The sequence below is a fragment of the Micromonospora zhanjiangensis genome (assembly GCF_042650605.1).
Taxonomy (GTDB): domain Bacteria; phylum Actinomycetota; class Actinomycetes; order Mycobacteriales; family Micromonosporaceae; genus Micromonospora_J; species Micromonospora_J zhanjiangensis.
In genome coordinates this window covers 108,190-134,617 of the sequence record NZ_JBHSBN010000010.1, presented here as the reverse complement: position 1 = coordinate 134,617, position 26,428 = coordinate 108,190, and the positions used below count along the sequence as shown (strand labels likewise).

Genomic DNA, 26,428 nt, shown 5'->3' with positions numbered 1-26,428 from the left:
GACGTCATGCGGGATCTGCTGGTGGAACTCGGCCTGCCGGTGGCGAGCCTGGCGGTGTGGCTGGCCGCGTACGCGGGCGCCCGGCTGGCGACCCGGCCCGCCGGGGTGCCGGCCGAACCGGCCACGATGGAGCTGCCCGGCGCCGAGTCGCCGGCCGTGGTGAGCCTGCTGGCCAACGGGTGGCGGGTGACCGTCGACGCCGCCGAGTCCACCCTGCTCGACCTGGCCGCGCGGGGCCGGGTCGAGCTGCGCCAGGCCGGCCCGGATCCACGGCACACCACCGTGCACCTCACCGGGCGTCCGCCGACGGACCTGACGCCGTACGAGAAGCAGGTGCTCGACCGGGTCGAGGAGCGCGCGGTCGGCGGGGTGGTCCCGCTGACCGCCCTCGGCTTCGCCGACCCGAAACGGTCCGCCACCTGGTCCCGGCGCTTCCGGACCGCGGTGGTCGCCGAGGCCCGGCGGGCCGGCCTGTCCCGGCGGCGGTTCTCGCCGGCCGTGGTGACCGCCCTGTCGGTGCTTGCCGGTTTCGCGGCGGCCGGCGTCACCGCCGGGGCGGCCCATCACCTGTGGCGCGACGACGGGGACCTCGGTGCCGCACCCGGGCTGTTCCTGGTGGTCACCGCGGCGCTGTGCGGGGTGGCCGGCCGGGTCGGTGGCGAGCGGGACACCCCGGCCGGCCGGGCGGTCGCGGCCCGGTGGCTCGGCGTACGCGGCTGGCTGACCGGGCACGAGTCGTTCGCCGACCTGCCACCCGCGGCGGTGGCCGTGTGGGGCCGGTACCTGCCGTACGGCGCCGCGCTCGGCGTCACCCGGGTGGCCAGCCAGGTCATCGACCTCGGGATGGCCGACCGCGAACGGCTCTGGTCGGCGTACACGGGGCAGTGGCGCCGGGTGTCGGTGTGCTACCCGCGCCTGCTGCCCCGGTACGGCCAGCGGTTCGGTTGGATCCTGTTCCGGGCCGCCATCGGCGCCCTGCTCGGCTGGACCTTCGCCGCACCCCGCGACCTGCCGGGGCGGCTCTCCGACGGCAGCCCGGTCACCCTGGTGTTCACCCTGACCGGTCTCGCGCTGCTCGGCTACGCGACCTACACCGTGGTACGGGTGCTGCTCGACGCCGTCGCGCCGGTGACGGTCACCGGCGAGGTGCTGTGGCACCAGGTGTGGCGGACCCGCGAGGTGGGCGGCGACAGCAGCCGTCGGCACGTGCCGGACCTGTACCACCTGGTCGTCGACGACGGCCGGGCCGACCGTACCCGGGCCTGGGCGCTGCCCGCGACGCTCGCCGACCGGTGCCGGGTCGGCGAGCGGGTCACGGTCCGGATCCGGCCGTGGACCCGGCGGATCGTCGAGGTCGCGGCGCCGGTCAGCGCCGGTGTTGCGGCAGGACGAGCAGCGTGATGGAGTTCGCCGGGTACGTGGCGTCGACGCCGCCCCGGGTCACCCGCAGGTCCGCGCCCCGGACGATCGAGCTGAGGTCGGCCGGGCCGTAGGTGTACCGCTGCGCCTTGTCCCGGTCGCCGCACCCGGCCAGCGACAACCGTGAGGTCAGGGCGGTGCCGGTCTTGTTGACCACCATGACGGTCAGCGCCTTGTCGGACGAGCGCTGCGCGGCGTAGACCGCGAGCTGCCCCTGGTCGCTGCTGACCGCCGACACGCTCACGTCGCCGAACCGGCTCTTCGCCCCGTCGTAGTTGCGGTACATCCGGAACGCGTACGCGGCCGGGTCGGTCGGCTTGGGCTCGCCCCAGATGGTGGCCAGGTCCAGACCCTCGCGGCCGAAGATGCCGAGCACGTCGGCCTGCGCCAGCGCGCCGTTGATGTCGTCCAGCGCGCCCCAGTTGTACTCGGTGATGGCGGTCTTCGTACCCGGGTAGTACTGCGCGATCCAGGCCTTCATCTGGCGGATGAACTGCAGCGGCGGCGCGTTCACCCCGCCGGCGCCGATCCACGACTCGTCCTGGTACGTCGGGTCCCACAGCGACCGCGTGGACCGCAGCCGCAGCGCGTTGGAGTCCGGGTCCTTGCCGCCGCTGATCTGCGGGTAGTAGTGCTGGTCGAAGTAGTCGAGGAAGCGCTTCCCGCCGTGCGCGGCGCTGAAGTCCCTCATGTTCTTCAGGTACCACTGGGAGAGGTTGAGGCCCCCGTGCGCCGCCGCGTCCGCGCCCGGCCCGCAGCCGTCCACCCCGGACGCGACCCACTCGCAGTAGCCCCAGCCCGACGGGCCGAGCACCGCGGCGCGCGGGTCGGCGGCCTTGACGGCCGCGGCGGTCGCCGTGCCCTTGCCGCCGAGTTCGTCGTAACTCACCGGGTCCGGGTGTACGTCCCGGTGGGTGGAGTTCCACAGCACCGGCTCGTTGTCCAGCTCGTAGATCGGCACCCCGCCGCGCCCCGCCGGGCCGAACTGGTTCACCAGGTGCGACACCTCCTCGCCCGCGAACGCCGGGCCGACCGGGATCGAGGTGTCGGTGGGGTCCGCGCCGGTGATGTTCGCGTCGGCGTGCCGGCCGTTGCCGCAGTTGGGGTCCCACTGGTCGAACGAGTCCTGCTGCGGGAAGCGGGTCGCCGGGAACCCGCAGGCGAACGGGTGCTCCGCGGGCGAGTCCTTCGCCACCCACCCGCTCAACGGCAGGGTGACCACCTGCTTGCGGCCCTGGTTGCGCTGGACGAACGCCTCCAGCGTGTTGTCCGGACCGGCCACGATGTTCTCGAAGTACCAGTCGCTGCCGGTGTTGTAGGTGTGGTTCTTGAAGTTGTACCGGCTGGTGGCGTTGCCGCCCCAGCGGGCCACCGGCGTGCCGAGTTCGGCGACGAGGGCGGGGTCACCGCCGTTCATGCCGTAGATGTCCGGGCTGATCGCGTGCCGGGCGGCGGTCACGTCCACGGACAGGGTGAGCGGGTCGGCGGCCATCGCCGGGACGGCGGCGGCCTGGGCGGTCAACAGCCCCACCACGAGAGATCCGGCCACCCCGACGACCGTGGCCGATCGTGGCTTGCGCCGTCGTTGAACACCCATCAGAGACTCCCACCGTCCGACCGGCCCGGAGAACACCGGGCACGATCCTGGATATTAGTCTCTATCTATCTTTAGTCAATCGGTACGGACCACGACAACGGCGAGGTTCACCCAGACCGCTGACACTTTTTCGGTCGTCCCACCGGCGTGTCGTACCGGAAAAGCGCCAGCGTCGGCCGATGACCGGAGCGGGTCGACGTCCTCGGCGACGCCGGGACGTCGACCCGGTCCGACGGGTCAGTCGGTCTCCGGTGCCGGCAGGTACGCGCCCGGCACGTTCTCGGGCGCGAAGATCCTGTCCTCGCCGGGGTACGGCTTGGTCCAGCCGCTCGTCTGGTACCAGGTGAGGTGGTTCAGCTGGGCGGGGTTGGCGAAGTCCGCCCTGGCGTTCGGCCCGGAGAGCCGCTGGTGCGCCTTCCAGGCGTCCCACTTCGCCGCGAGCTGCTGCTTGTCCGCCGGCACGGTGGCCGACGGCACGGGCGCGGCGTTCGGGTTCGGCGGTGCCGGGTTGTCGGCGCCGCACGGTGGCAGGGTGGCGAGGCCCGCCGTGAGCGAGGTCCGGTTCGGCAGCGCGTTGAACGCCGTGAGGTTCGGCTGCCGGGTGAAGGCTCCGGTCATCGGACTGGCCGCGCTGTCCTTCTGGTTCATCGGGTGGATCCCGAGGATCTGCTCGATGGTCCGGATCATCGTGATCTGCGAGTAGTAGCGACTGTCCACGACACCACGCCGGGCGTACGGGCTGATGATCTGGATGGGTGCGCGGTGGCCGTCGACGTGGTCGAGGCCGGCCTGCGAGTCGTCCTCGACGATGAAGATCGCCGAATCCTTCCAGTACTTGCTGTGCGAGATGGTTTCCACCATCTTGCCGACCGCGAGGTCGTTGTCCGCGACCTGGGCGGCGGCGTTCGGCGGACCACCGGTGTGGTCGCTGGACAGCCAGAACATGTTCAGGTTCGCCGGACCGTTCCTGACGAAGTCACGCTTCCAGATCTCGTACCGGTAGATGTCCGGGACATCCGTGTCGAACTTCGGGAAGGCGTGCACCGACACGTCGTTGAGCGACGGGATCGGCGAGGACGAGATCATCGGGTACGCGGTGTCCTGGCCGGTCCCCGCCATGTGCAGGGTGTCGCAGTACAGGTTCTGCCAGGTGGCACCCGCCGGCTTGGTGAGGAACTGGTGGAACTCGCCGAAGTTGCGCACCGACCGGCCCGCCGCCTGGGCGCCGGTCCAGAGGAAGCCGGTCCGCTGGTGACCGAGCGCGTCGTCCTCGGTGTCATAGCTGCGGATGTACTCACCGGCCGAGGACTCGGTGTATTCGGGGTCGTTCGCCTGCATCAGCCAGTTGTGCCCCTCGGCCGAGTTCGTGCCGATGTCGTACGTGTTGTCGTACAACCCGAACTGCTGGGCCAGCGCGTGCTGGTTCGGCGTCACGTTCTCCCCGAACTGGGCGAGCGCCGGAGCGCCGTTCCCGCGCGCCACGTCGCCGAAGACCTGGTCGTACGTCCGGTTCTCCTTGACGATCAGGAACACGTGCTTGATCGTCGAGGGGTCGCCGAGCCGGGCCGGCACCGGCACCGGCTTGGCCCTGCTCCGGCCCTGGGCCTGCTTGACCGAGCCGGCGGTCCAGCCGTTCTGGTCGAAGACCACGCGGGTCTGAGACTTGATCACCTTGTCGCTCGGCAGCCGGAACCGCTGCAGGCTCGACGTCGTGTCGTGCGTGCCGTGGCCCTGGTTGGTGGTGGGGCGGCGGGCGTCGATGCCACGGGTGTTGGCGACCAGCACGTCGCGGCCGACGGTGGTGATCTCCGCCGGGAAGTAGTCCGTGGGGAGCAGACCGACGTAGCTGACCGGCTCCTGCGCGGTGGTGTACCGGTAGACGGCGACCGCGTTGGCTCGGCCCAGGGTCACCAGCAGGTGGCCGTCGGCGGTCAGCGTCACCGCGTTCGGTTCGTAGCCGACCGACGCCTCCGGCCACGGTTGGGTGGCGATGGTCTGCACGACCTTGTCGAGGCTCGGGTCGATGACCGAGACGTCGTTGGTGGCGGTGTTGGTGACGAACAGCGCCCCGCCGTGCGCGTACAGGGCGGTCGGGTGCAGGCCGACGGCGATGCTGCCGACGGCGGCGGCCGGGTTCGCCAGGTCGATGACGCTGACGGTGCCGGTGGTGGTGGCCCCGGTCACCGGGTCGGCCGGGACCTGGGTGTTGTAGGAGTTGAGGGTCGGGTCACCCGGTGCCGCCGGCCGGCCGCCCTCGTTGCTGACGTACAGCTTGCTGCCGACCACGGCGAGGTCCCGGGGGGCGTTGCCCACCGGCCAACTCCGCGTGACGGCTCCGGTCGCGGCGTCGAGGGCGACCACCCGGTTCTGACCGTTGAGCGCGGCGTAGACGGTGGACCCGTCGGTGGAGAAGACCGCGCCGCTCGCCAGCGCCCGCTTGGCACCGTCCGCCGGGATACGGACGAACGCCGGGTTGGCCAGGGTGCCGTCCGGGTTCACGGTGAAGGTCCGGTAGCCGTCGGCCTGGCCGAGCCACAGCCGCGAACCGTCCGGCGCGTACGTCGGCCCTTCCTGGCCCACATCGTTGCCGCTGATTCGCAGGTCCGCCGCGGCGTTGTTGCCGACGAGCTGCTGCAGCTGCCAGGTCCGCAGGTCCAGGATGGCGAGCGCCATCCCTCCGTCGGCCAGCGAGGCCGCCACGTGTGACCCGTCGGGGCTGACCGTCGAGGACATGATCTTGCCGTTGTTGACGACCAGACGCTCACCGATCGGCTTGACGTACTGGTCGTCCGAGACCACCAGGCCCCGGCCGGTCACCTCACCGACCCGGTCGGTGCCGAACTGGTCGGTCTTCGCGACCCCGACTCCGGCGCCGGCGACCACCACCACGGCGGTGGCACCGGCCGTCAGGAGCGGCAGTCTGCGGCCGATGCGCCGGCCGAGGTCGGACCGACCCCGGTCGACCCGCCGTCGGCGTGTCACCTGCATTGAACCTTTTTCAACCTCCCCTTGCGGGCCGTCGTCGGCCGAGGTCGAAGGCGGTGCTTGCGCGCCGCGCGGTTCAGGTTGAAAAAGGTTCATTGGCTCATCCCTTCGACGTCGCCGACAGCTCGACGTTGCCGTCGAACTGCCACAGCGGGTTCGACGCGTCCCCGGTCGGGGTCCGCACCACGAAGTAACCGTTCACTTCCTTCGGCCCGTCGCCGTCGGCCATGTACCGTCCGTCGGGCGCGACGTCGAGCTGGTAGATGGCCTGCCCGGTGGCGGCGACGCCGGGCAGCCGCCAGGACACGACGCACCGCCAGTCGTTGCCCGGCCCCTCGGCGGCGACCGTGCCGCCCCCCTTGGTGCAGGCCGCCGTGGTGGCCAGTTGCGCCTCCGTGACGTCGGGGCGGTGCAGCTGCCGGGTCTGCAGGCGGTAGAGATGGGCGAAGGTGGTGGCCACCGACCGTTGCACGGCGTCCTGCCGGATCCCGGATCCGGTCGTCGTGCCGGTCGCGGCCAGGACCGCGACCGTCGCGGTGGCCAGCCCGGCGAGCGGCAGCGCGCCGACGGTGAGCGCGCGACGACCCGACCGGTCGTCGGTGGGGTTGGTGAAGTCGCGGCGCAGGAAGAGCCGGTACGCCGCGGCGGTCGCGGTCACCGTCCACAGCAGACTCGCCACGAGCCCGGCCAGGATCGGACCGGCCTGGGCGGGGGCGGTGAACAGGCCGGCCCAGGCGGTGAACAGGTAACCGGGTAGGGCCAGCCGTACGGCGACGGGCAGCGGCAACAGCTGGGCCAGTTGCATCGCGAACGCGACCAGGGCGGGCAGCAGCAACCCCATCGGCGACCTGCCCAGCGCGACGGACCCCAGCAGCCCGATCGCCGCCAGGGCGAGGGTCGGTGCGAGCGCACAGGCCCAGGCCAGCAACACGGTGCGCGCGGCATCGCCCGGAGCCAACAGGTGACCGTCGAGGCCGACCAGCGCGTGGTTGCCGACCGCCGCCAGCCCGCCCGCCGTGCTGGCGCAGGCCAGCCCGGTCACCATCAGCAGTACGACGGTGACGGCGGCCAGCGCCTTCGCCACGAAGATCCGTCCCGGTGACCGGACCGCGACCAGCAGTTGCCGCCAGGTGCCCAGCCGATCTTCGGTGGCGAACACGTCCCCGGCGACCACCGAGGTCAGCAGCGGAAGCGCCCAGGTGCCGGCGAAGCCGAGTATCACCAGCGGACCGGCCCAACCGGTGGCGTGCATCCAGCGGCCGAACAGCGTGTCGACCGGGAGGGTGCTCTGCTGGCTCACCGCGGCGACGAACAGGGCCGGCCCGATCCAGCAGGCGCCGACGAGGACCCGTACCCGCCACTGGGAGACCAGTTTGACCAGCTCGAAGCGGTAGCCGCGGGCCACCGAGCCGCGCCGGAGCGCGGGAGCGCGGTCCGCGGCGACGCTCGCGGTCATCGGGCCACCTCCCGTTGCCCGGTCAGGGCCAGGAAGGCCGCCTCCAACGGCGACACCACGGGAGCGAGTTCGCGCACGGCGACGCCCGCGTGGACGAGCCGGACCACGAGGTCGTCCAGGGCCGGGGTGCGGGCGGTCACGGTGAGCACCTCGGTGTCGTACCGGGTGATGACGGTCGTGGTGACGCGGACGCCGGCCGCGTCCGCGGCGAGCCGGCGGGCGGCGTCCGGATCCGAGGTGACCAGCCGGTAGTCCAGTTCCCGGTGCTCGGTGGCCAGCTTGCGCAACGGGCCGGAGAAGACGACCCGGCCGGTGGCCAGGATGGTGACCTCGGAGCAGAGCGCCTCGACGTCGTCCATCCGGTGGCTGGAGAGCAGGACGCTGGTCCCGGCCGCGGCGAGCCGGGTGAGGACACCGTGTACGTGTTTCGCGCCGGCCGGGTCGAGCCCGTTGGCCGGTTCGTCGAGGACGAGCAACCGGGGTTCGCTCAGCAGGGCGGCCGCCAGTCCCAGCCGTTGCCGCATGCCGAGGGAGAAGCCGCGGGTCCGGTCGTCGGCGACGTCGGTGAGGCCCACCTGGTCGAGTACGTGGTCGAGCTGGGCCGCCCGGACCCGCCGACCGTCCAGGTCGGCCAGGGCGGCGAGATTCTGCCGAGCGGTCAGTGAGGGATAGAAGGCGGGGCCGTCCACGAACCCGGCCGTCCCGTCCGGGGTGGCGAGGGCCCGCTCGACCGGCGTACCGAGAATCTCCAGGCTACCGCCGTCGGCGACGGCCAGGCCCAGCAGGAGGCCGAGCAGCGTCGTCTTGCCGGCGCCGTTGGGCCCGACCAGTCCATGGATCTGTCCCGGCGCCACGTCCAGGTCGACGCCGTCGAGTGCGACGACCGCACCGAAGCGCTTGGTGAGCCGACGAGCCCGGATCGCGTGCGTTTTCGCCACCGTTCCCTCTTCCTGCCGCTAAGGAATCTAGGGAGGAGAACGGACATGGATGGCGACCGCCGGTTGAACTTTGATGAAACTGAATACAACGGGCGCATCGGCCTTGCGCCGCCGGGCCCGCCGGTATCCGCCCGGGCCGCCCGGCGTCCCGCGGGGACGTCCGCCGGACGGGTTACGGCGGCGGCAGGAACGAGACGGTGAAGGTGACCGGCGCGCTCTGCCCCGACTCGTTGCCGGCGGCGTCCACCGCCAGCACGGTGACCGCGTGCGTCGGGCCGCCGGGCAGGCGCAACGTCACGCTCGTGGTGTCACTGGTGGCGAGGAGCGCGCCGCCCTCGTAGAGCCGGAAACCCGCCGGCGGGTCGTCGCCGGCCGGCTGCGTCCAGGACAGCGTGACCGTACCGGTGAAGTCGGAGTTGGGGGTGTTTCGCGCGACGGTCAGGCCGGTGGGTGCGGCCGGGCGGGCCGCCGGGCCGGCGGGGGTGCCGACCGTCAGCGGGTCGCTGCGCGGCGAGGACCCGCAGGCGGCCGTCGTGGCGACCACCGCGTAGCCGGCGGTGCTGCCCGGCGGGAGGCCGCTGATCAGGGCCGAGGTGGTGCGGGTCGTGGCCACCGGTCCGAGCGGCAGGCCGGCGCCCGCGACCCGGTAGACGGTGTACGAGGTGGCCGCGAAGTCCTGCGTCCAGGACAGCACCACCGACGAGGACGCGGTGGCGACGGCGGTCAGCGCGGTGGGCGCGTCCGCCCGGCCCGGCGGGTCCGGGCACGGCTGGGTGCCGGTCTGCACCGGGGCGGAGTGCGTGGACTCGTTACCGGCGCCGTCCAGCGCGGCCACCGTGAACTCGTACCCGGTCTCCCGCCACAGGCCGGTCACCCGGGCGGCCGGGCCGGTGGTGGTGGCCACTCGCGTGGCACCGGAGTAGACGGCGTAGCCGGCGGCCGGGGCCGCGCCGGCGCCCGGCGCCCAGCTCAGCTCGACCGTGGTCGCGGTGCGCGCGCCGACCGTGACCGCGCCCGGCGGCGCGGGCCGGGCGGCCGGTCCGGCGCCGGTGGTGAAGGTGACCGGTTCACCGGGGTGCGACTGTCCCACGCAGTCGCGCCGGGCCACCTGGACGGTGTGGGTCGAGCCGGGGGCGAGGCCGCCGATCCGGAACTCGTCCATCGTGGTCTGGGCGACCGCCACCGAGTCCAGCAGCACCAGGATGGTGCCGGCCTGGTCGTAGTAGGGGACGGCGTTGGACCAGGACAGCGACGCTGCCGAGGCGGTCACGGCGGTCACCGACAGCCCGCTCGGGGCGGTGATGCCGCAGGCCATCGGCCCGCCGATGAAGGCGCGCCGGGTGACCGGGGCGCTGGGCGCCGACTCCCGGCCCGCGCGGTCGACCGCCGTCACCCGGTACGTGTGGCTGCTGTTGAACGGCAGGTCCGGGACGGTGACGTGGGTGGTCGTGTTGCGGGCGACCACGGTGGACCCCTCGTACACCCGGAAGCTGGCCGGCCGGGTGCCGGCCGGCGGCTGACGCCAGGTCAGGGTGATGGACGAGGCGTTGTTCGTCGCCGACAGTCCGACCGGCGTCGCGGGGGCGGGGGCCGCGGCCTCGGCGACCGACGCGGCGACCGGGACCGCCGTCCCGAGCGGGACGACCGCGAGCGTGGCGACCAGCAGGAACCCGGCGCGTCCGATGTGCCGCATCGACACCTCCATCGACAGAGTTCGATAATAGGCTCACCATACCGCGTCCCGCGCCCGCAGAGAAATCCATCTGTACGCCCTGACGCACCTCCCCCGCCGGCCGAAGCTCGGTGGAGATTGGTTGGCCGGTTACCGCCGATTGTCCCGCAGCGAATGTCGCCGCGTCTTGGGTGAAAATACCTAAAGGCGATGTGGTACGCCCTCGGTATGCCACGTCCCGCAACGACCGGCATTACCACAAGGCCAGGCAGTTCGGGTTAGTGGTGACTTCCGCTATCCATTCCGGGCACGTCAGTCAGCACGCCAACACCGGTTCCAAAGGGTCGCCGAAAGGCGCCGGTGGGAGCCGAAATGGTCCGGACTGAGCAGGAATGAGGAGAACGCGGATTCAATGACCCAGCGTTAACAGATTATTAACTGCTCGCCTCGTCTTCAGGTCACCCAGGGTGAGAGTCCCGGAAGATCGTCCAAGTCCAAGCGCCCGATTCGACTCACTCGTCGGGCAAAGACATGGGCATTCATCGATATGTCTCCTTCGACCGATTCGGTGGAATGCGCAGCCGGAAAGCTACCGCAAGCACTCAATTATTTCCGCGCCCTCCCGGGCCGGCAGCGCAACAGGAATTGACCGGTTGACATGAAGGAGCAATGAATCAGAATCATCTTCACCGCCGCACGGCGGAAATGATCAATAGGTCCTCGAGGAGGATGTGTTGAAGCTATCCAAGCGTCTCGCGGTGCTGACCATGGCCACGGCCATGGTCAGCACGGCGCTGGTCACCGGCGCCGTCTCCACCGCCCAGGCCACCACCACCGGCGGGGTCTCCACCGCCCAGGCCACCACCGACGCCAGCCTGACCAGCGGAACGGCCCGGCTCTCCGCCGACGTCGCCAGCACCGTGAAGGGCTCCGGCGTCGAGGCCCAGCAGCAGGCGCTGGCCGCGTACTGGAGTCCGGAGCGGATGAAGAGCGCCCACCCGGACAGCGAGCTTCCCTCGGTGAAGCGGGCGGCCGCCGCGGCCCACCCGTCCGCCGCGTCGGGCACCGCCACGCAGGGCTCGCAGGGTCCGGCCACGTCGATTCCGGCCGCGCCGCCGGTGACCCAACCGAAGGCCACCGCCGGATCGGACGCGTCCACCGCCGGATCGGACGCGTCCACCGACTCGTTCTACCCCAACTACCCGGTCGGCCACCCGGTGGCCCGCACGAACGGCAAGGTGTTCTTCACCAGCCTCGGGCTGAACTACGTCTGCTCGGGCGCCATCGTCAACACCGAGGGCAAGTCCACCGTGTGGACCGCCGGCCACTGCGTCTCCGACGGCGGCCAGTGGAACACCAACTGGATCTTCGTGCCGAACTACGCCAGCGGTTCCGCGCCGTACGGAAGCTGGTCCGCGTCGGCGCTCTGGACCACCAGCGCGTGGTTCTACAACAACAACGACTTCGCCAACGACGTCGGCGCGGCCATCATGTACCGCAACAGCGCCGGCTACCGGATCACCGACTACCTCGGCGGCCAGGGCATCGCCTGGAACTACGCGGTCGGCCAGTACGCCTACGCGTTCGGCTACCCGCAGGCGTCCCCGTACAGCGGGTGCTGCCTGGTCGAGGCGACCGGCACGGCGCCCAGCGGTGGGACCAACATCATCTACATGGCCAACGACATGACCGGCGGCGCCTCGGGCGGCCCCTGGCTGATCAGCTTCGACGGTAACTGGGGCTACATCAACGGTCACAACGACTTCAAGTACACCAACCAGCCGCAGTACATGTACTCGCCGTACTACGGCAACCAGGTCAGCAGCCTCTACAACCAGGTACGGAACATCTCGTCCTGACCTCGCCGGCGGGGACGACCCCGCGGGTGATCAGGTGCCGGGCGCGCGCTCGAACGCGCGCCCGGCACCCGGCGTGTCCCGTCCTCGTCCAGGCCGATCAGCCGCAGGTTCCAGTTGTGCACGGTGAACCTTTTTCAACCTCCCCTTGCGCTCCGGCGTCGGCCGAGGTCGAAGACGCCGCTTGCGCACCGCGCGGTTCAGGTTGAAAAAGGTTCAGTGGCCAGCCCGATCTCGCTGGGCGGGTCGAGTGGGGCGGGGCTGCTGCCCCGGCACGACGTCCGCTCCGGCCCGATGTCGAGGCCCGCCGAGGCGGCGTCACGGGACGGGCGCGGCGAGCCGGCTGAGCCGGTTGGTCATCGCGGTCCGGGACCGGACCCCGAGTTTCGCGAACACCCGGGACAGGTGCGACTCGACGGTGCGCCGGCTCAGGTGCAGGCTGGCGGCGATCTCCTGATTGCTCAGGCCGGTCATGACCAGCTCGGCGATCTCCCACTCCCGGCTGGTCAACCCGGTGTCCGCCGGCGACCGCCCGGCAGCGGTCGGCTCCGGCGGAACGGCCGCCAGGTCGCGGGTCAGCACCCGGGACAGCCAGGTGGCGCCGCACCGCCGGTAGCCGACCAGGGCGCGCTGGTAGGCCGCGCGACCCGGCCGCGGCGCTCCCGCCCGCAGGTGGGCGGCGCCGGCCAGGTGCTCCGCGAGCGCCGCCTCGAGCGGGGCGCCCGCGGCCAACAACCGCGTCGCCGCCGCACCCGCCCGGTCGGTCGCCTCCTCGTACCGGTGCGCCCGGGCCGCCACGTGCGCCCGCGCGTATCCGGCGAGGCCCAGCTCGTACCCCAGACCGGTGTCGACGGCGACGGCCTCGGCCCGGTCGGCGGCCGCCCGGGCGGCCGCGCCCTCACCCAGGCGGGCCGACGCGATCGCCCGCAGCGTCTCCCGGAACACGGCGATCGAGAGGTTTGCCGGCCACGCCGTCGCGGGCCCGGCCAGTACGTCGAGGCAGGCGCGCGGATCGCCGGCGACCAGCCGGGCGACGGCCAGGTTCAGCCAGCCGACCCGCCGCCACATCGCCGACCGGGGCCGGTCCTCCCCGGCGAGCCGCCTCGCCACGGCAATCGCGGTGTGCGGGCCGGCGGTGAACACCAGCGGGAGGATGCGCACCGCGTCCGCCATCGCGCGCATCTCGGCGCTGCCGACCGGTTCGGCGGCCGCGGCGGCCTCGTCGGCGAGCACCACCGCGGAGCTCAGCCGGCCGGTCCTGGCGTGCAGCGTGCTCGCCACGACCAGCAGGTACGGCAGGGCACTGCTGTGGCCCATGCTCTCCGCAATCTCCCGGGCGCGGACCAGGTGCCGGTCCGCCGCGGAGAGCAGGCCCAGCTGGATCTCCACCCAGGACAGCGGTCCGAACAGCTCGACGTGCGGACGCAGCGCCGCGTCCCCGGTCCCGTCCACGATCCGGGCAGCCGTGGTGATGTGGTCGTGCGCGGCCGCGACGGCACCGCCGTAGAACGCCCCGAACGCCCGCAGCGCCTGGGCGGCGGCGGCCAACGCGGGACGTTCGGCGTCCAACAGGGCGAGCGCGCGGCTGGCGTGGTCGACCGCCGCGGACCAGTCCTCCCGTAGGGCGCCGACGGCGGCCAGTTGGACGCGGAGTTTGCCCTCCGCCGCGGGGTTCGGCGACCCGCGTCTCAGCCGGGTGTCGAGCACCGCGGCCGCCTCGTCGATGTCGCCGCGCAGCCGGGCCACGACGGCACGGAACGCCTCGGCCTCGGTCCGCACCGGCTCCTCGGCGTGGTCCAGGTCGACCAGCGCGGCCCGGGCCGCCTCCAGATCACCGCCGAGGCCCAGGGCCCGCGCGTACCAGAGCTGGACGGTGGGCCGCCGGGCCTGCAGCGGGCCGCTCTCCGGCATGATCCGCAGAGCGGTACCGAGCCACCGGGCGGCCTGCAGCGGCGCGGAGCAGGTGAACGCCTGGCCCGCCTCGATGAGGGTGGCCGCCGCGAGCCGGTCGCCCGGCCGCGCCGACCGTTCCGTGTGATGGGCCCGGATCTGCAGCGGGGCGTGCCGCTCGTGCAGGTGGGCCGCGGCCCGGGCGTGCACCTCGATCTGTCCGGCCGGCCCGGTCAGCGCGCGCACCGCGGCCCGCATGAGCGGATGCCGGAACCGGCACCGGTTCCCGTCCACCTCCACGTGCCCCAGCCCGTGCAACTGGTCGACGGCCCGGATTACCTCGGCCGGGGGCAGCCGCGCCACGTGGCCGAGCAGATCCATGGTCGTCTGGTCACCGATGACGGCGATGGCGAACGCGACCGCCTGCGCGGCCGGGTCGAGGGTGAGGATCTCCGAGGCGGCACCCGCCAGAATGTGCTGCCCCGAGTCGCCCGCCCAGGGCCGGTCGTGGCCGGGCCCGCCCGCCAGGGCCGCGAGGGCGTCGTCCGGCAGCCGGGACAACACCTGGACGTAGAGCGGGTTGCCCTGGCCGGCCCGCAGGATCATCGCGCGGCGCCGGGCGGTCGCGTCGGCCAGCCACGGGGCCAGCTCGGCGGGGTCGAGACGGGACAGGTCGATCCGCAGGGCCGCCGGCCCGTGCCGGGCGATCGCGTCGAGCAGCCGGGCCGGCGGCCGGGCGTCCCGGAACGCCACCCCCACGACCATCGGGATCCGCGGCGGCTTGCGGATCAGGTACTCGGTCAGCTCGAGCGAGGCCTGATCGGCCCAGTGCAGGTCGTCCAGGAGCAGCACCGCGCCGGGTCTGGCGTCCTCGGCGAGCAGGCGACGGACCCCGGCGTAGACCCGACACGAGTCGACCCGCCGGCTCGACGCGCCCGCCTCCGGCTGCGCGTCCGGCCGGCCGCGCAGCGCCGCGACCGCGATCCGGACGTCGTCATGGCACCCGGGACGCTCGCCGCCGAGGAGCGGGTCGAGCGCCTCGGCGTACATGCCGAACGGGACCTCCTGCTCGAACTCGGTGGGATGGCCGGCGTACACGGGCAGCCCGGCGGTGCTCGCCCGCGCGCCGAGTTCCCGCAGCATGCGGGTCTTGCCGATGCCCGGTTCGCCGCAGACCGCCACCACGGCGAACCCGCCGGCGGACGCCTGCGCCACGGCGCGGTCGAGAAGGGCGACCTCCCGGTCGCGCGCCAGCAACGGCGTCGCGGCGGACGGCGGTGTCCCCATCGGCGGCACTGCCTGGCTCGATGATGTCTGCGCGGTCGGGGGTGAGACGATCATGGCGCCCTCCGGACATCCGGCCGTCGCGGTGTCGGCACGGGCGCGTCCACCGCCGGGTGATCTCCGTCGAACTCCCCTCAACCACCGTGGCCGCACCGCGTCCCATCCTCGCACCGATCACTCCGGTCGCCTAGAAAGGTCTTTACGCACATCGATCAAGATGGGACGGATGCCGATGGCGCGACCGCCCCACCCCGGTGACCGGGGCGGGGCGGTGGGGGGACCGGCTGGCTGGTCAGCCGCCCCACTTCCAGGTGTAGGTGTGGTCCGCGTACAGGGTGACCGTGATCCACGGGTAGTCGTTGGTGCACGGGATGGCGGGGATCGAGCACTGCTTCAGGTGCCGCTGCACCGTCGAGGTCGTCCACGCCCGCGGGGTGGCGCCCTGCACGTTCTGGACCAGCTCCAGGAACTCGACGGTGCCGTCCGCGATCCGCAGGAAGTCGCGGCGGGAGAGGAACCGGGTGACGTTGACGTTGTCGCTGCACGCCTCGACGTGGTGCCACCACTGCCAGATGATGTTGCCGAGAATTGAGATGTACTGGACGCCCACCTCGATGGCACCGGCGCAGTTCTCGGCCAGCAGCGCCACGCCGTTCGTACCGGTCGGACCCGCCTTGCCGGTCGGGGCTCCCGCGCCGGTTGCCAGGGTGAAGCCGGTGGACCGGACCGACACGGTGGGTCCGGCCGGGTCCGGCACGGTGCGGGCGATCTCCGGCCGGCTCCTCACCAGCGCGAGGTCGGCGGCGCTGTGCCGGTGGTTGACGATCCGGCCGGCTGCCGCCGCGACCTGGGCCGTCGTCGCCGACGGGGCCTTGGCTGCCGCCGCGGTGCCCGGCGCCGACAGCAGCGCGGCCATCGCGACAAGCGCGGTGAGCAGTACGTTCCTTCGTCTCACGACGATCCTCCCCGGTCGTGGGTGCTGGCTGATTGCCTGCCATCGATCGTCCTGGGGAGGATGTCGCCGCGTCTTGCGTGGAAACACCTAACCGGACACGGAACGAAAAGGGGGGCGCTCCGGTCCGGAGCGCCCCCCTTTCTCACCGGTGCCTCAGCCGGGCTGGACCACTCCGTTGACCTTCAGGGTGTACGGGGCGTACTGCTGGACCTGCTCGGTCGGCTCGTCGTAGGCGACCACGGCGACCACCTTCGGGAACAGGTAGAGCAGCGCCAGCTGCAGCGGACCCAGCGACACGCTGGACTTGCCGTCGAACTCCAGCTGGAGCGCGACCGAGTGCTTCTCGTCCAGGCCGATCAGCCGCAGGTTCCAGTTGTGCACGGTGGCCGGCTTGATCTCGCTGGGCGACTTGAACGGGGCGAGGCTGCTGCCGTCGCTGACCGTGCTGCCGCCGACGGTGACGTCGTCGATCAGCAGGCCGCCCTCGTTGACACCGCCGTCGCTGACGTAGCGGAAGCCGAGCAGGATGTTCTTGCCGGCGTACGCGGACAGGTCGTAGGTGTGCGGCTCGAACCCGTCGGTGGTGCCGTTCAGCCCGGGGCCGAGCGGACCGGCGACGGTCTTGTCGCCCGGGATGGCGGTGTAGGTCGCGCCGCCGTCGGTGGAGACGGTCACGTAGCCGTAGTCGAAGCCCGCCTCGGCACCGTACTTCGCGAGGAAGCGCAGCGTCGGGTCGGTCGTCGGCACGGTCACCGGGGTGACCGCCGCGGCGTCGGTGTTGTTGGCGTTGCCGGAGAACAGCACCGGGTTGCCGGGCCGGTCGGGGTCGTTGTTGACGACGGTCCAGGCCAGCGGCAGCGACGGCAGGGTCTTGGCGCCGGTGAACGACAGCGACCGCAGGTCACTGCCGCGCAGCACCTTGCCGGCCGCGTTCTGCAGCGGGACGAAGTCGGCCCCGTTGGGCGCCGCGCCGGGGGTGGCGTAGGCGGCCAAGTTGGCCAGGTTCACCGTCGAGCGCAGGCTCTTGGCGGTCACCCGGCTCTTCGGTACGCCCAGCATGACCCCGGTACGCGAGTCCCCGACGATCTTGTCGACCAGCGTCATCGTCTGGTAGTCGTGGATCACCTGGTACATGTTCTTCGCGCCCTCGGCGGCCAGCGCCGCCTGCAGGCTGACCAGGCCCTGCCGCGCACCGTCGCGGTGCAGCCGGGACAGGATGTCCGCGCCGAACCGGTCGAGCAGGAACTGCATGAACGAGTACGCGTTGCCGTAGTCGGCGAGCACCGCGTTCGGGTTCGGGCTCTCGCCCCACAGGGTGAGCGAGTTCTCCGGCCCGCCGCAGTCGCGCGGGTTGGTGTTGTACGGCGTCTGCACCGTGCCGAAGCCCTGGTAGCAGTAGAGGTGGCTGTCGGCGCCCCGGTCGTAGACGGTGGCCGCGGGGTCGACGTAGCCGACCAGCGTCTGCGCGTAGTCCGACAGGCCCTCGTTGATCCAGGACGTCTCGAACGGGTCGGTGTAGTAGTGCGCCAGGTGCTGCCACTCGTGCGCGAAGGTGCCCTCGTACGTGTGCGGGCGGGCCGGGCGGCTGGTGCACAGGTCGTCGGTCGGCTCGTTCGGCGGGTTGGCGCCGGTGCGGTGTGCCCAGTCGAACGCGTCGATGGTCATCACGTTCCGGTCGAACAGCTCGTTGAGCTGCGACGAGAAGAAGCCGGCGATGTAGGTCGGGGCGGCCGGGAACTGGTAGTAGTTGTCGTCCCGTACGTTGTCGACCAGGGTGACCGTCTTGTTGCCGCCGCCGGTGTAGTCGCCGCCGTTGCCGTTGGCGTCCGGCCCGAGCAGCGCGTTGCTGCCGTCGCGGTCCGGCGGCGTGCTGAAGGCCACCGTCTCCTTCGGGTACATGTTGTTGTCGAACTCGTTGGCCAGCGCCACCGCCTGCGCGTCGGTGACGTCGGTCGAGCCGGGGATCTGGGTGCGGCAGTCACCGGCGGGGAAGGCGAGGTCGTTGGCGACCCAGACCTCGATGTTCTTGCCGACGGCGCGCAGCGTGTAGTTCTTGCGGTAGTACGAGCCGTTGAAGTCGTCGAGCCCGAGCCACTGCCGGACGGTGCCGACCGGCGGGGTGTTGGCCGCCGCCTGCCGCTGCGACCGGTTCTGCGCCCGCGGCTGGTACCGGGACGGGGTGTCGACCTTCTTGCCGTCGACGGCGAATTCCTTGCGGGGCAGCTCCCGGACGTCGCTGGTCCGGGACTGCTTCGCCGCGGCGGGTGCGGCGGGCGCGGCCACCGCGGCCGACGCCGGAATGACGCTGAGTAGCGGTACGACGAGCGTGACGGCGGCTGCGCCGGCGATCCGGCTGCGTGCCATTAGGCCCCCTTAGGGTGAAGTCGGTCCGATCCGCCGGGAAACTGCGTCCGCCCGGCCGGAAACGCTGGTCACGTTCGTACTGCCAAAAAGTGTCCTTGGCAACATCGACGCCGGGCCAATCTCACCGGCGCAGGTGGACGCGGGTGCCGCGCGCGGCGTGGCCGCATTGATCACGTGGGTAGGCTGGGTCCTACCGCGACCGAGGCGCCGATCCGAGGAGAAGCCACGGGTGAGCACCCATTCGACGTTGTTGCTCGTGCTCGCCGCCGTGGCCGTCATCATCGTCGTACGGTGGGTGGCGGGCCGCACCGGGCTGCCGGCGGCCGCGCTCCTGCCGCTGGTCGGCATCGCGTACGCGCTGCTCCCCGGCCCCAACGTCGGTCTCGATCCCAACCTGGTGCTCATGGTCGTGCTGCCCCCGTTGCTCTACAGCGCCGCCCTGGACTCCTCGCTGCTGGACCTGCGCCGGAACCTGCGCATCGTGGTCAGCCTGTCCGTGGTGCTGGTGCTGCTCACCGGGATCCTGGTCGGCGTCGGGTTCCACCTGTTCGTCGCCGGGGCGACGCTGGCCGCCGGGATAGCGGTCGGCGCCGCCATCGCGCCACCCGATCCGGTGGCCGCCCTGGCGGTGGGCCGCCGGGTGAACCTGCCGCCAAAGATGATCACGATCATCCAGGGCGAAGGGCTGCTGAACGACGCCACCGCGTTGACGATGCTCAGCGTCGCGGTGGCCGCCGCGGTGGGCGGGAAGTTCTCGTTCCCCGCCGCCGTCGGGCAGTTCCTGCTGGCCGCGGTCGGCGGCGTCGCGGTGGGTGCGGTCGTCGCCTGGGCGAAGCGGCTGGCCCGGCCGCTCCACGCGGACCCGCTTGTGTCCAACGCCATCTCCCTCGCGACCCCGTTCGTGGCCTACCTGCTGGGCGAGGCGCTGCACGTCTCCGGGGTGCTCGCCGTGGTGGTCGCCGGGCTGATCGTCGGCCACCAGACGCCCCAGATCGGTTCGGGCGCCGCCCGGCTGCAGACCAGCGCGGTGTGGCGGCTGGTCGACTTCCTCCTCGAGGGCTTCGTCTTCCTGCTGATCGGCCAACAGCTTCCCGAGGTCGTCCGGGGCCTGCGCCAGTACGACACGTCGACCATCGTCATCGCCGTCGCGGTCTCGGTCGGCGTGGTGCTGCTCCTGCGTCCCGCCTGGCTGGTGCTGACCCAGTCGCTCCCCCGGTCGCTGCACACCCGGCTGGGTGGCATCGCCGAGCAGGACGACTCCGACGAACCCGGGACCGCCCGGCAGGTCGCCCGCGCCGACCGCAACGCCCGCCGCCTGACCTCCCGCGAGGTGGTGGCGTTGAGCTGGTCCGGCACCCGCGGCGTGATCAGCCTGGCCGCGATCTTCACCCTGCCGTTGACCACCCACGACGGGTCACCCTTCCCCGACCGGGACCTCCTGCTGTTCTGCGCCTTCGTGGTCGTCCTGGTCACCCTCGTCGGGCAGGGCCTGACCTTCGCCCCGCTGGTGCGGAAACTCGGCCTGCGGGCCGACGACACCGACCGGGCCCGGGTACGCAACGAGGCTCGCTCGGCCGCGGTCGAGGCCGCCCTGTCCCGCCTCGACGCCCTCGCCGCCGACGAACCGGACAGCGCCAAGGCCGTCGACATCACCCGGACGCAGCTGCGGACCAGGCTGGCGCGCTACCGCGGCCGGCTCGACCTGCTCCAGCAGAGCGAGTCGCCCGAGGTTCCCACCTCACCCGAGTACGAGACGGCGCTGCAGGTCCGCCGGACGGCCATCGACGCCCAGCGCGAGGAACTGCTGCGCTGGCGGGACTCCGGCCGGCTGCCCGACGAGGAACTCCGCGTCCTGGAACGCGAACTCGACCATGAGGAACTGCTGCTCCCGAGGCGGACATCGAGCTGACCGACCGTGCGCAGCGGTCCGTCAGGACGCCCGGAGTAGCCGGATCTCGCAGCGGACGCCACCGGCCTTGGCGAGCCGACCGTCACTGGTCACCAGCGGGCAGGCCATCAGCTCCGCCGCCGCGACATATGCCGCGTCGTACGCCGTCACATTGCCTCGTAACTGCCACATCCGGTCAGTCAGCATCGCGACGCCAACCTCGTCGATAACCAGCGAAGGCAGGGCGTCGATCGCCTCCTGAGCCCGGGCCGGGCCGAGCTTGCCACCGAGGAGCTTGCCTCTGAGCACCGACACGACCTCGACCAGAAGATGGCCCGGCGCGGCCCAGTGCGGATCTCCGGTCAGTTCCGCCCGCGCCGCGTCGCCGACCGGCCCGTCATCGACCAGCGCATCGGCCAGGACCGACGCGTCCACGACGATCACGCGGCGCTCCCCCATGGCCCCCGCTGCTCCCGCTGGTCGCTCAGCTCCGCTGCGCTCTCCCCCGGTAGGGAGTGCGTACCGTCCGAGCGGCCGGCGAAGCGATCAAGTGCTGCCGGGTTGCGCAGGCGCCGAGCCTGCGTCTCCACCAGCTCCAGCAGGTAGGCCTGGAGGGACTGCCCGCGTGCCTTGGCCTGGGCCGCGAGGGCGTCCCGCACTTCCTCGGGCACGTCCCGGATCTGCAGAGCAACCATGCATTCATTATGCATGCGTCCGGGCCAGCAGCGCACCAAGACCCCGCAATGCCGTTGCGCGGTATCAATACGCTGTGGGCCGCTGGACTTTCGCTGCGTGAGGTGTCGATGGCAGAGCGTACCGGGCGAGGCAGGTTCCTGCGGTCGTTGCTGACCGTGGATGTCGTACTCCGACTGGCCGCCGTCGTGCTGGCCGTCCTCATCGTGATCCGGGCGTTGTTCGCGGGCGCCGCCGGGTTCTGGTCGATCGCGCTCGTCGGCGGCGCCACGGTGGGACTCTACGGCGCGATCCGGCTGGTCGACCGGGCCCGCGTACTGCTGACCCGGACGCATCCGGAGGCGGTGGACTGGCTGGCGACGTCCCGGGTGACCTCGACGGTGGCCACCCGGTCCCGGTCCCGGCTGTTGGCCGTGCTGGCCCTGCTGATTCTGATCGTCCACGCGGCGATCACCGGGTACGTCGGCGGATGGACGATCCTGGTGGCGGTCGTCCTGGCCGCCATCGCCACGCTGCTGAGTCCCGACCTGCGGCTGGTGGCCCTGCTCGGTGGCATGGCGGTGGTCTTCGGGACCGCGACCGTGTTCGTGGCGAGCATCTTCCAGGGCAGTACCGAGGGGCGGGCGCTGGCGGTGTCGGTGGCCGCCATCGTGGTGCCGATGCTGGTCTCGGACAAGCTCGTCGCGTTGGTCCGGCAGCCCGCCCTCACCACCGCCCACCGCACGATTCTCGCCGTGCTCACCCTCGTGCTGGGCTTCCTCGGCTGGACCCGCGCGGACTGGCTGCCCGGCGTCACGCACGGCTGCTACACGCTGCCGACCTCGACCGGTGCCACGGTGCTGCGGGCGACCCCGGGCGGTGACCGCTGCTACGGCCTGATCGACACCGCCGACCCGGGGGTGTTCGCGTCGCCCGCCTTCGGTCGGGATCCGGTCACGACCGCGCTGCAGCGCCGCATCCTGGCCAACAACCGGCCGCTGCGCGACGGTGACCTCACGGTGGTGTGGCTGGGCGCGCTGTCCTGCGATCCGCTGCCGGCCGACGGCACCCGCTGCCGGGACGGTCGTGACTATCCGGCGGAGCGCGACCAGCTCCGGGCGCTGCTGTTCGCCCAGACCCGGATCGCCGCCACCGATCACCGGCTGCACGTGGTCATCGCCGACGCCACCCAGAACGTCGAGCACATCGACGAGGTCGCCCAACTGATCATCGCGCACCGCGCGGCGCTCGGTCCACGGCTGGCGGTGATCGGGGGCGGCGACAGTCGGGACACCACCCAGCTCGCGATCAACCGGCTGCTCGACGCCGGTATCCCGTTCATCGCCCCGAACCTGCTGGCGGACCTCGGCGCGCCCGGAAAGCCGTTCGTGGACCGGGCCGGCTACCTCCAGTTGGCGCCCACCAACCTGGACTACGCCCAGGACACGGTCGCCCGGTTACGGCACCGGTTTCCCACCGGGTTCCGGCTGGACGTCTTCCAGCCCGTCGACCCGACCGACCAGTACACGATCTCGCTGGTCAACGACCTGCTCGCCGCGGTACGGGCCACCGGGTCCACGGCCCGGCACGTACCCACCCTGGACCGGATCGACCAGACGGTCTGCCTGTCCGACCCCGGCACGCCGCCCACCGTGCTGTACTTCGCCGGTCGGTGGACCGGTTTCGCCGACTTCGTGCAACGGATCAACGAGGTCTGTGGCCATTCCCGGCCGCGGCTGGTCGTCGCGGACGTGTCGGTGAGCCGGTTCATGGCCAGTTACCAGCTGCGCGCCATCAGCACCGCCGACTGGCCGGTGGACTACCACGTCGGCGGGCCGACCTGCGCCGACCTGACGGCGGAATCGTTCGCGGCGATCACCACCGCGCTGGACGCCTCCCGCGACCTGCTGAACCTGCGCCCCGGCGAGACCTTCGCCTGCGCGGACCGGGCCGGCGACGCCCGGGACGGGCGGCTGACCAACGCCTGCACCCTGGACGCCGCCGTGAAGTTGACCAGCCAGCCGTGCCGGCCCAACGACCTCGGCACCTACCTGATCCCGGCGTGGGACGCCGTGCTGCTCGCCGACGCACTCCTGCCGGACCGGCCGCCCGCCGGCCGGGACTATCTCACCAGCCTGACGGTCGGGCCGGTCACCCTCGCCGCCGGCACCCGGGCCACCGTACGGGACGGCCGGCTGGTCCGGCCCACCATCGCGGTCCGGCTGTTCCACGTCGACGCGCTCAACGATCCCGGCCTGGTCTGGGAACGACCGGGTGAGCAACTGCGGTTGCCCACCGATCCACCGGCGGCCGCCGCCCCACCGGACCACCCCTGACCCGGGGACCCGGGGTTACCCGATGATCAACCGGTGGCCAGGACCTCCCGCAGCCGCGCCGCGAACTCCGCGGGCTTGCCTGCATACGGGCCGTGGTCACCGAGGAAGCCCCCGTGATGGCTGGGGAACACCGTGGCCTCCTGGCCCAGCAGGGTCGCGGTGCCGGCGGCCGTGCGAGCGGTGTACGTGTTCCCGGACTCCTCGCCGACCGCGACCACGACCCGGGTCGGCGCGGCGGTGAGGGCCGCCGCGTCGGGCCGGTAGTCGCTGACCGCCCACGACCTCTTCGACAGCAGCGGATCGTCGCGGTTGCCGTCGTCGTCGGTCGACATGCCGAACATCGCCGGATCGGGCGCGGGCCGGGCGAAGTAGTCGTCGGTGAACTCGCCCTCCCAGGACGTCATCGCGATGAACGCCGCCATGCCGGCGCCACCGCCCTTCGCCTCGTACGCGTCGTTGAACCCGGCCCGGGCGCGGACGGCGGCCTCGGCGTCGGGCAGCACGGCGTTGATCGGCGGCTCGTGCGCCACCAGCGTGCGGACATCGCCGGGATGGGTCGCGACCAGCTCCAGCGCCGTCACCGCACCGCCGCTGCTGCCGAACACCTCGACCGGCCCGACGCCCAGCGCCTCGATCAACGCGTGCAGGTCGGCGGCCTGCTGCTGCGGCGTGTAGTCGGTCCCGCCATCGGTGCGTACGCTGCGGCCCAGGCCGCGCGGATCGTAGGTGACGACCGTACGGTCCGGCAGGTGCCCGGCGAGCGCGTCGAAACCTTCGGCCGTCATCGGCTGGCCGATCAGGAACAGCACCGGACGGCCGTCATCGGGCGGCAGCGGGCCGCGCACGTCGTAGACCAGGTCCACCCCGGGCAGCGCCAGAATGTGCGTCTGTTTCTGCGTCATGACCTGACCGTAGGGCAGCCCTCTGACATGCGCCGACACCAATCGCCGCGCCCGGTCGGCCGCTTCGTCGCCGGGACGACGCGGGCCGGGCCCCGCGCTGTCCGCCCGCCGAGCGGCTGGCCCGTCACCTCGCGCTCAGGAAGCGCAGCACCGCCAGAACCCGCCGATGGTCGTTGTCGGTCGGGACGAGGTCGAGTTTGGTGAAGCCCGACCTGGTGGACGCGCTGCGCCGGCTGACGCAGCGGTATCAACGCGCCATAGACGCCAGCCAGCAGGTACCCGGCTGACGGGTCCCATGGGAGGGAACGGCCCCGAGCGGCACCGTTGCACCCAGGCAATACCTACCAGTACTATGCATCACACTTCTAGGGTTAGGGACGGAGGTGGGGTCTCGTGAAGGTCGCTAAGGATTTGGTGGCCGCCTCGGCGACACCGATGGTGCTCGGCATCCTGGCCGAGCGCGAGAACTACGGCTACGCCATCCTCAGGCGGATCAACGAGCTGTCCGGGGGCGAGCTGGCCTGGACCGAGGGGCTGCTGTACCCGTTGTTGCACCGGCTTGAGCGCCTTGGTTATGTGGAGTCGAGCTGGCAGTCGACCACCGGCGAGCGCCGGCGCAAGTACTACCGCATCACCGACCGGGGCCTGGCTGAGCTGGCCGAGCAGCGCCGGCAGTGGGACACCGTCGTGGACGCGCTCAAGGAGATCTGGCATGACCGGGCACCGCTGACGGTGCACCCGCTGGAGGGCCTCGCGTGACGGCGCAGGACGGGCCGGAGGGGTTGGAAGCGCAGTTCGCGCAGTGGCGCCAGTACGTGCTTCGCCGCAGGGAGCTGCAATCGTTCGACGCCGACGAGCTCGAAGACCACCTCCGCGGCTCCGTTGACGAGCTCGTCGCAGCAGGCCTGAGCCCGGATGAGGCGTTCCTGGTCGCGGTCAAACGGATGGGCAGCCTCGACGAGCTGTCCCGCGAGTTCGCCCGGGAGCATTCGGAACGGCTGTGGAAGCAACTGGTGCTGACCGCCGGCTCCGACAGTCCGGTCGCCGGCCCGCGCTCCCGGCGGGAGCTGTGGGTCATGGCCGGCTGCGCTGCGGGTGCGGTGGCGTCCGTCAAGGTGCCAGCACTGTTCGGGCTGGGCTTCGCGGACGACGGCGCGTTCTACGCGCGGAACTTCACCCTGTTCGCGCTGCCCTGGCTGGCGGCGTTCCTGGCCTGGCGTCGGAAGGCCCGACGGTCGGTGATCGCGATACTGGTGGTGCTGTTCGCTCTCGGCGCCGTGGCGGCCAACGCCTACCCCCTGGCGGACAATTCGCAGTCCATGGTCGTCACCAGCATCCACCTGCCCATCGCCCTGTGGCTCGTGGTCGGTCTGGCCTATGTCGCCGACGACTGGCGCTCCTCCCGTCGTCGCATGGACTTCATCCGCTTCACCGGCGAGTGGTTCATCTACTTCGTACTCATGGCCCTCGGTGGCGGCGTTCTCTCCGCAATCCTGTTCAACACCTTCAACGCCATCGGCATTGTCCCGGAGGAATTCATCTCGCAGTGGCTCCTGCCCTGCGGCGCCATGGCCGCGGTCGTCGTCGCCGGGTGGCTCGTCGAGGCCAAGCAGAGTGTCGTCGAGAACATCGCGCCGGTCCTCACTCGGCTGTTCACCCCGCTGTTCACGGCCGCCCTCCTGGCCTTCCTCGTCGCTGTCGTCTGGACCAGCCACGGCATCGACGTCGAACGCGAAGCGCTGATTCTGTTCGACCTCCTGCTGGTCGTGGTGCTGGGGCTGCTGCTCTACTCGCTCTCGGCCCGCGATCCGCTCGCCCCGCCCGGCCCGTTCGACAAACTCCAGCTCGCGCTCGTGGTCAGCGCGTTGGCCATCGACGTACTGGTACTGCTGGAGATCGCCGGACGCATCACCGACGAATACGGCAGCACGCCCAACAGGGCGGCCGCGCTCGGCGAGAACGTCATCCTGCTGGTCAACCTCGCCTGGTCGGCGTGGCTGCTGCTGACCTTCATCCGTCGGCGCACGCCGTTCGCGGCGCTCGAACGGTGGCAGACCGGCTACCTGCCGGTGTACGCCGCGTGGGCCTGGATCGTGGTCCTCGTCTTTCCCCCGTTGTTCAACTACCGCTGACCGAGAAGGTCCACCCCGATGACAGCGAGGTCGCCCACGCCTGGCGAGGACCGGGCCGGCATCAAGGAGAGATTCAAAGACC

Annotated in this window: 17 protein-coding genes; 6 read left to right on the top strand and 11 right to left on the bottom strand. The window is 71.8% G+C overall.

The annotated features are described in order from the left end of the window. Nucleotides 1–6: 6 nt before the first annotated feature. Nucleotides 7–1,401, top strand: coding sequence for a DUF2207 family protein (locus ACFOX0_RS16775; protein WP_377546643.1), 1,395 nt, complete (start codon nt 7–9; stop codon nt 1,399–1,401). Here the strand turns inward: ACFOX0_RS16775 and ACFOX0_RS16770 are convergent. The 5 genes from ACFOX0_RS16770 to ACFOX0_RS16750 form a co-directional block, all read right to left on the bottom strand. After that, nucleotides 1,367–3,016 carry a glycoside hydrolase family 44 protein gene (locus ACFOX0_RS16770; RefSeq protein ID WP_377546641.1) on the bottom strand — a complete coding sequence of 550 codons (1,650 nt, stop codon included), beginning with the start codon at nt 3,014–3,016 and terminating at the stop codon, nt 1,367–1,369. The genes ACFOX0_RS16775 and ACFOX0_RS16770 overlap by 35 nt on opposite strands. Nucleotides 3,017–3,253: 237 nt before the next feature. Next, nucleotides 3,254–6,004: an alkaline phosphatase family protein gene (locus ACFOX0_RS16765; RefSeq protein WP_377546638.1), complete on the bottom strand. Its 2,751-nt coding sequence runs from the start codon at nt 6,002–6,004 to the stop codon at nt 3,254–3,256. A gap of 97 nt (nt 6,005–6,101) precedes the next feature. Next, entirely contained in the window at nt 6,102–7,457 is a 1,356-nt protein-coding gene (locus ACFOX0_RS16760) for an ABC transporter permease (protein ID WP_377546636.1), read from the bottom strand. Further along, nucleotides 7,454–8,395: an ABC transporter ATP-binding protein gene (locus ACFOX0_RS16755; protein ID WP_377546634.1), complete on the bottom strand. Its 942-nt coding sequence runs from the start codon at nt 8,393–8,395 to the stop codon at nt 7,454–7,456. Before ACFOX0_RS16755 ends, ACFOX0_RS16760 begins: the two co-directional genes overlap by 4 nt. A 172-nt stretch (nt 8,396–8,567) precedes the next feature. After that, nucleotides 8,568–10,088, bottom strand: a complete 1,521-nt coding sequence (locus ACFOX0_RS16750; RefSeq protein ID WP_377546632.1) for a fibronectin type III domain-containing protein — start codon at nt 10,086–10,088, stop codon at nt 8,568–8,570. A 713-nt stretch (nt 10,089–10,801) separates the two neighbouring features. Here ACFOX0_RS16750 and ACFOX0_RS16745 point away from each other — a divergent pair. Next, entirely contained in the window at nt 10,802–11,926 is a 1,125-nt protein-coding gene (locus ACFOX0_RS16745; RefSeq protein ID WP_377546629.1) for a hypothetical protein, read from the top strand. Between the two features lie 315 nt (nt 11,927–12,241). On the opposite strand, the gene ACFOX0_RS16740 is transcribed toward ACFOX0_RS16745, so the two are convergent. From ACFOX0_RS16740 to ACFOX0_RS16730, 3 genes are all read right to left on the bottom strand, one after another. Further along, on the bottom strand, nt 12,242–15,154 hold the full coding sequence (locus ACFOX0_RS16740) for an ATP-binding protein (protein ID WP_377546627.1): 2,913 nt from the start codon (nt 15,152–15,154) through the stop codon (nt 12,242–12,244). A gap of 235 nt (nt 15,155–15,389) precedes the next feature. Continuing rightward, nucleotides 15,390–16,052, bottom strand: coding sequence for a hypothetical protein (locus ACFOX0_RS16735; protein ID WP_377546625.1), 663 nt, complete (start codon nt 16,050–16,052; stop codon nt 15,390–15,392). 153 nt (nt 16,053–16,205) lie between these two features. After that, entirely contained in the window at nt 16,206–18,416 is a 2,211-nt protein-coding gene (locus ACFOX0_RS16730; RefSeq protein WP_377546623.1) for a choice-of-anchor J domain-containing protein, read from the bottom strand. Nucleotides 18,417–18,645: 229 nt separating this feature from the next. On the opposite strand from ACFOX0_RS16730, the gene ACFOX0_RS16725 reads away from it, so the two are divergent. Then, entirely contained in the window at nt 18,646–20,325 is a 1,680-nt protein-coding gene (locus ACFOX0_RS16725; RefSeq protein WP_377546621.1) for a Na+/H+ antiporter, read from the top strand. A 21-nt stretch (nt 20,326–20,346) separates the two neighbouring features. Here ACFOX0_RS16725 and ACFOX0_RS16720 read toward each other — a convergent pair whose 3' ends face one another. Beyond that, nucleotides 20,347–20,763, bottom strand: coding sequence for a type II toxin-antitoxin system VapC family toxin (locus ACFOX0_RS16720; protein ID WP_377546618.1), 417 nt, complete (start codon nt 20,761–20,763; stop codon nt 20,347–20,349). After that, nucleotides 20,745–20,999, bottom strand: coding sequence for a FitA-like ribbon-helix-helix domain-containing protein (locus tag ACFOX0_RS16715; protein WP_377546616.1), 255 nt, complete (start codon nt 20,997–20,999; stop codon nt 20,745–20,747). The genes ACFOX0_RS16720 and ACFOX0_RS16715 overlap by 19 nt, the downstream gene beginning before the upstream one ends. 108 nt (nt 21,000–21,107) lie before the next feature. On the opposite strand from ACFOX0_RS16715, the gene ACFOX0_RS16710 reads away from it, so the two are divergent. After that, nucleotides 21,108–23,312, top strand: coding sequence for a hypothetical protein (locus ACFOX0_RS16710; protein WP_377546614.1), 2,205 nt, complete (start codon nt 21,108–21,110; stop codon nt 23,310–23,312). Nucleotides 23,313–23,338: 26 nt separating this feature from the next. Here ACFOX0_RS16710 and ACFOX0_RS16705 read toward each other — a convergent pair whose 3' ends face one another. After that, entirely contained in the window at nt 23,339–24,214 is an 876-nt protein-coding gene (locus tag ACFOX0_RS16705; protein WP_377546611.1) for an alpha/beta fold hydrolase, read from the bottom strand. A 393-nt stretch (nt 24,215–24,607) separates the two neighbouring features. Here ACFOX0_RS16705 and ACFOX0_RS16700 point away from each other — a divergent pair, with 393 nt between their 5' ends. Together ACFOX0_RS16700 and ACFOX0_RS16695 are read left to right on the top strand one after the other, a co-directional pair. After that, nucleotides 24,608–24,973, top strand: a complete 366-nt coding sequence (locus tag ACFOX0_RS16700) for a PadR family transcriptional regulator (RefSeq protein ID WP_377546608.1) — start codon at nt 24,608–24,610, stop codon at nt 24,971–24,973. Next, a complete protein-coding gene (locus ACFOX0_RS16695; protein WP_377546606.1) occupies nt 24,970–26,346 on the top strand; it encodes a permease prefix domain 1-containing protein in 1,377 nt (458 codons plus the stop codon). The genes ACFOX0_RS16700 and ACFOX0_RS16695 overlap by 4 nt, the downstream gene beginning before the upstream one ends. Nucleotides 26,347–26,428: the final 82 nt, after the last annotated feature.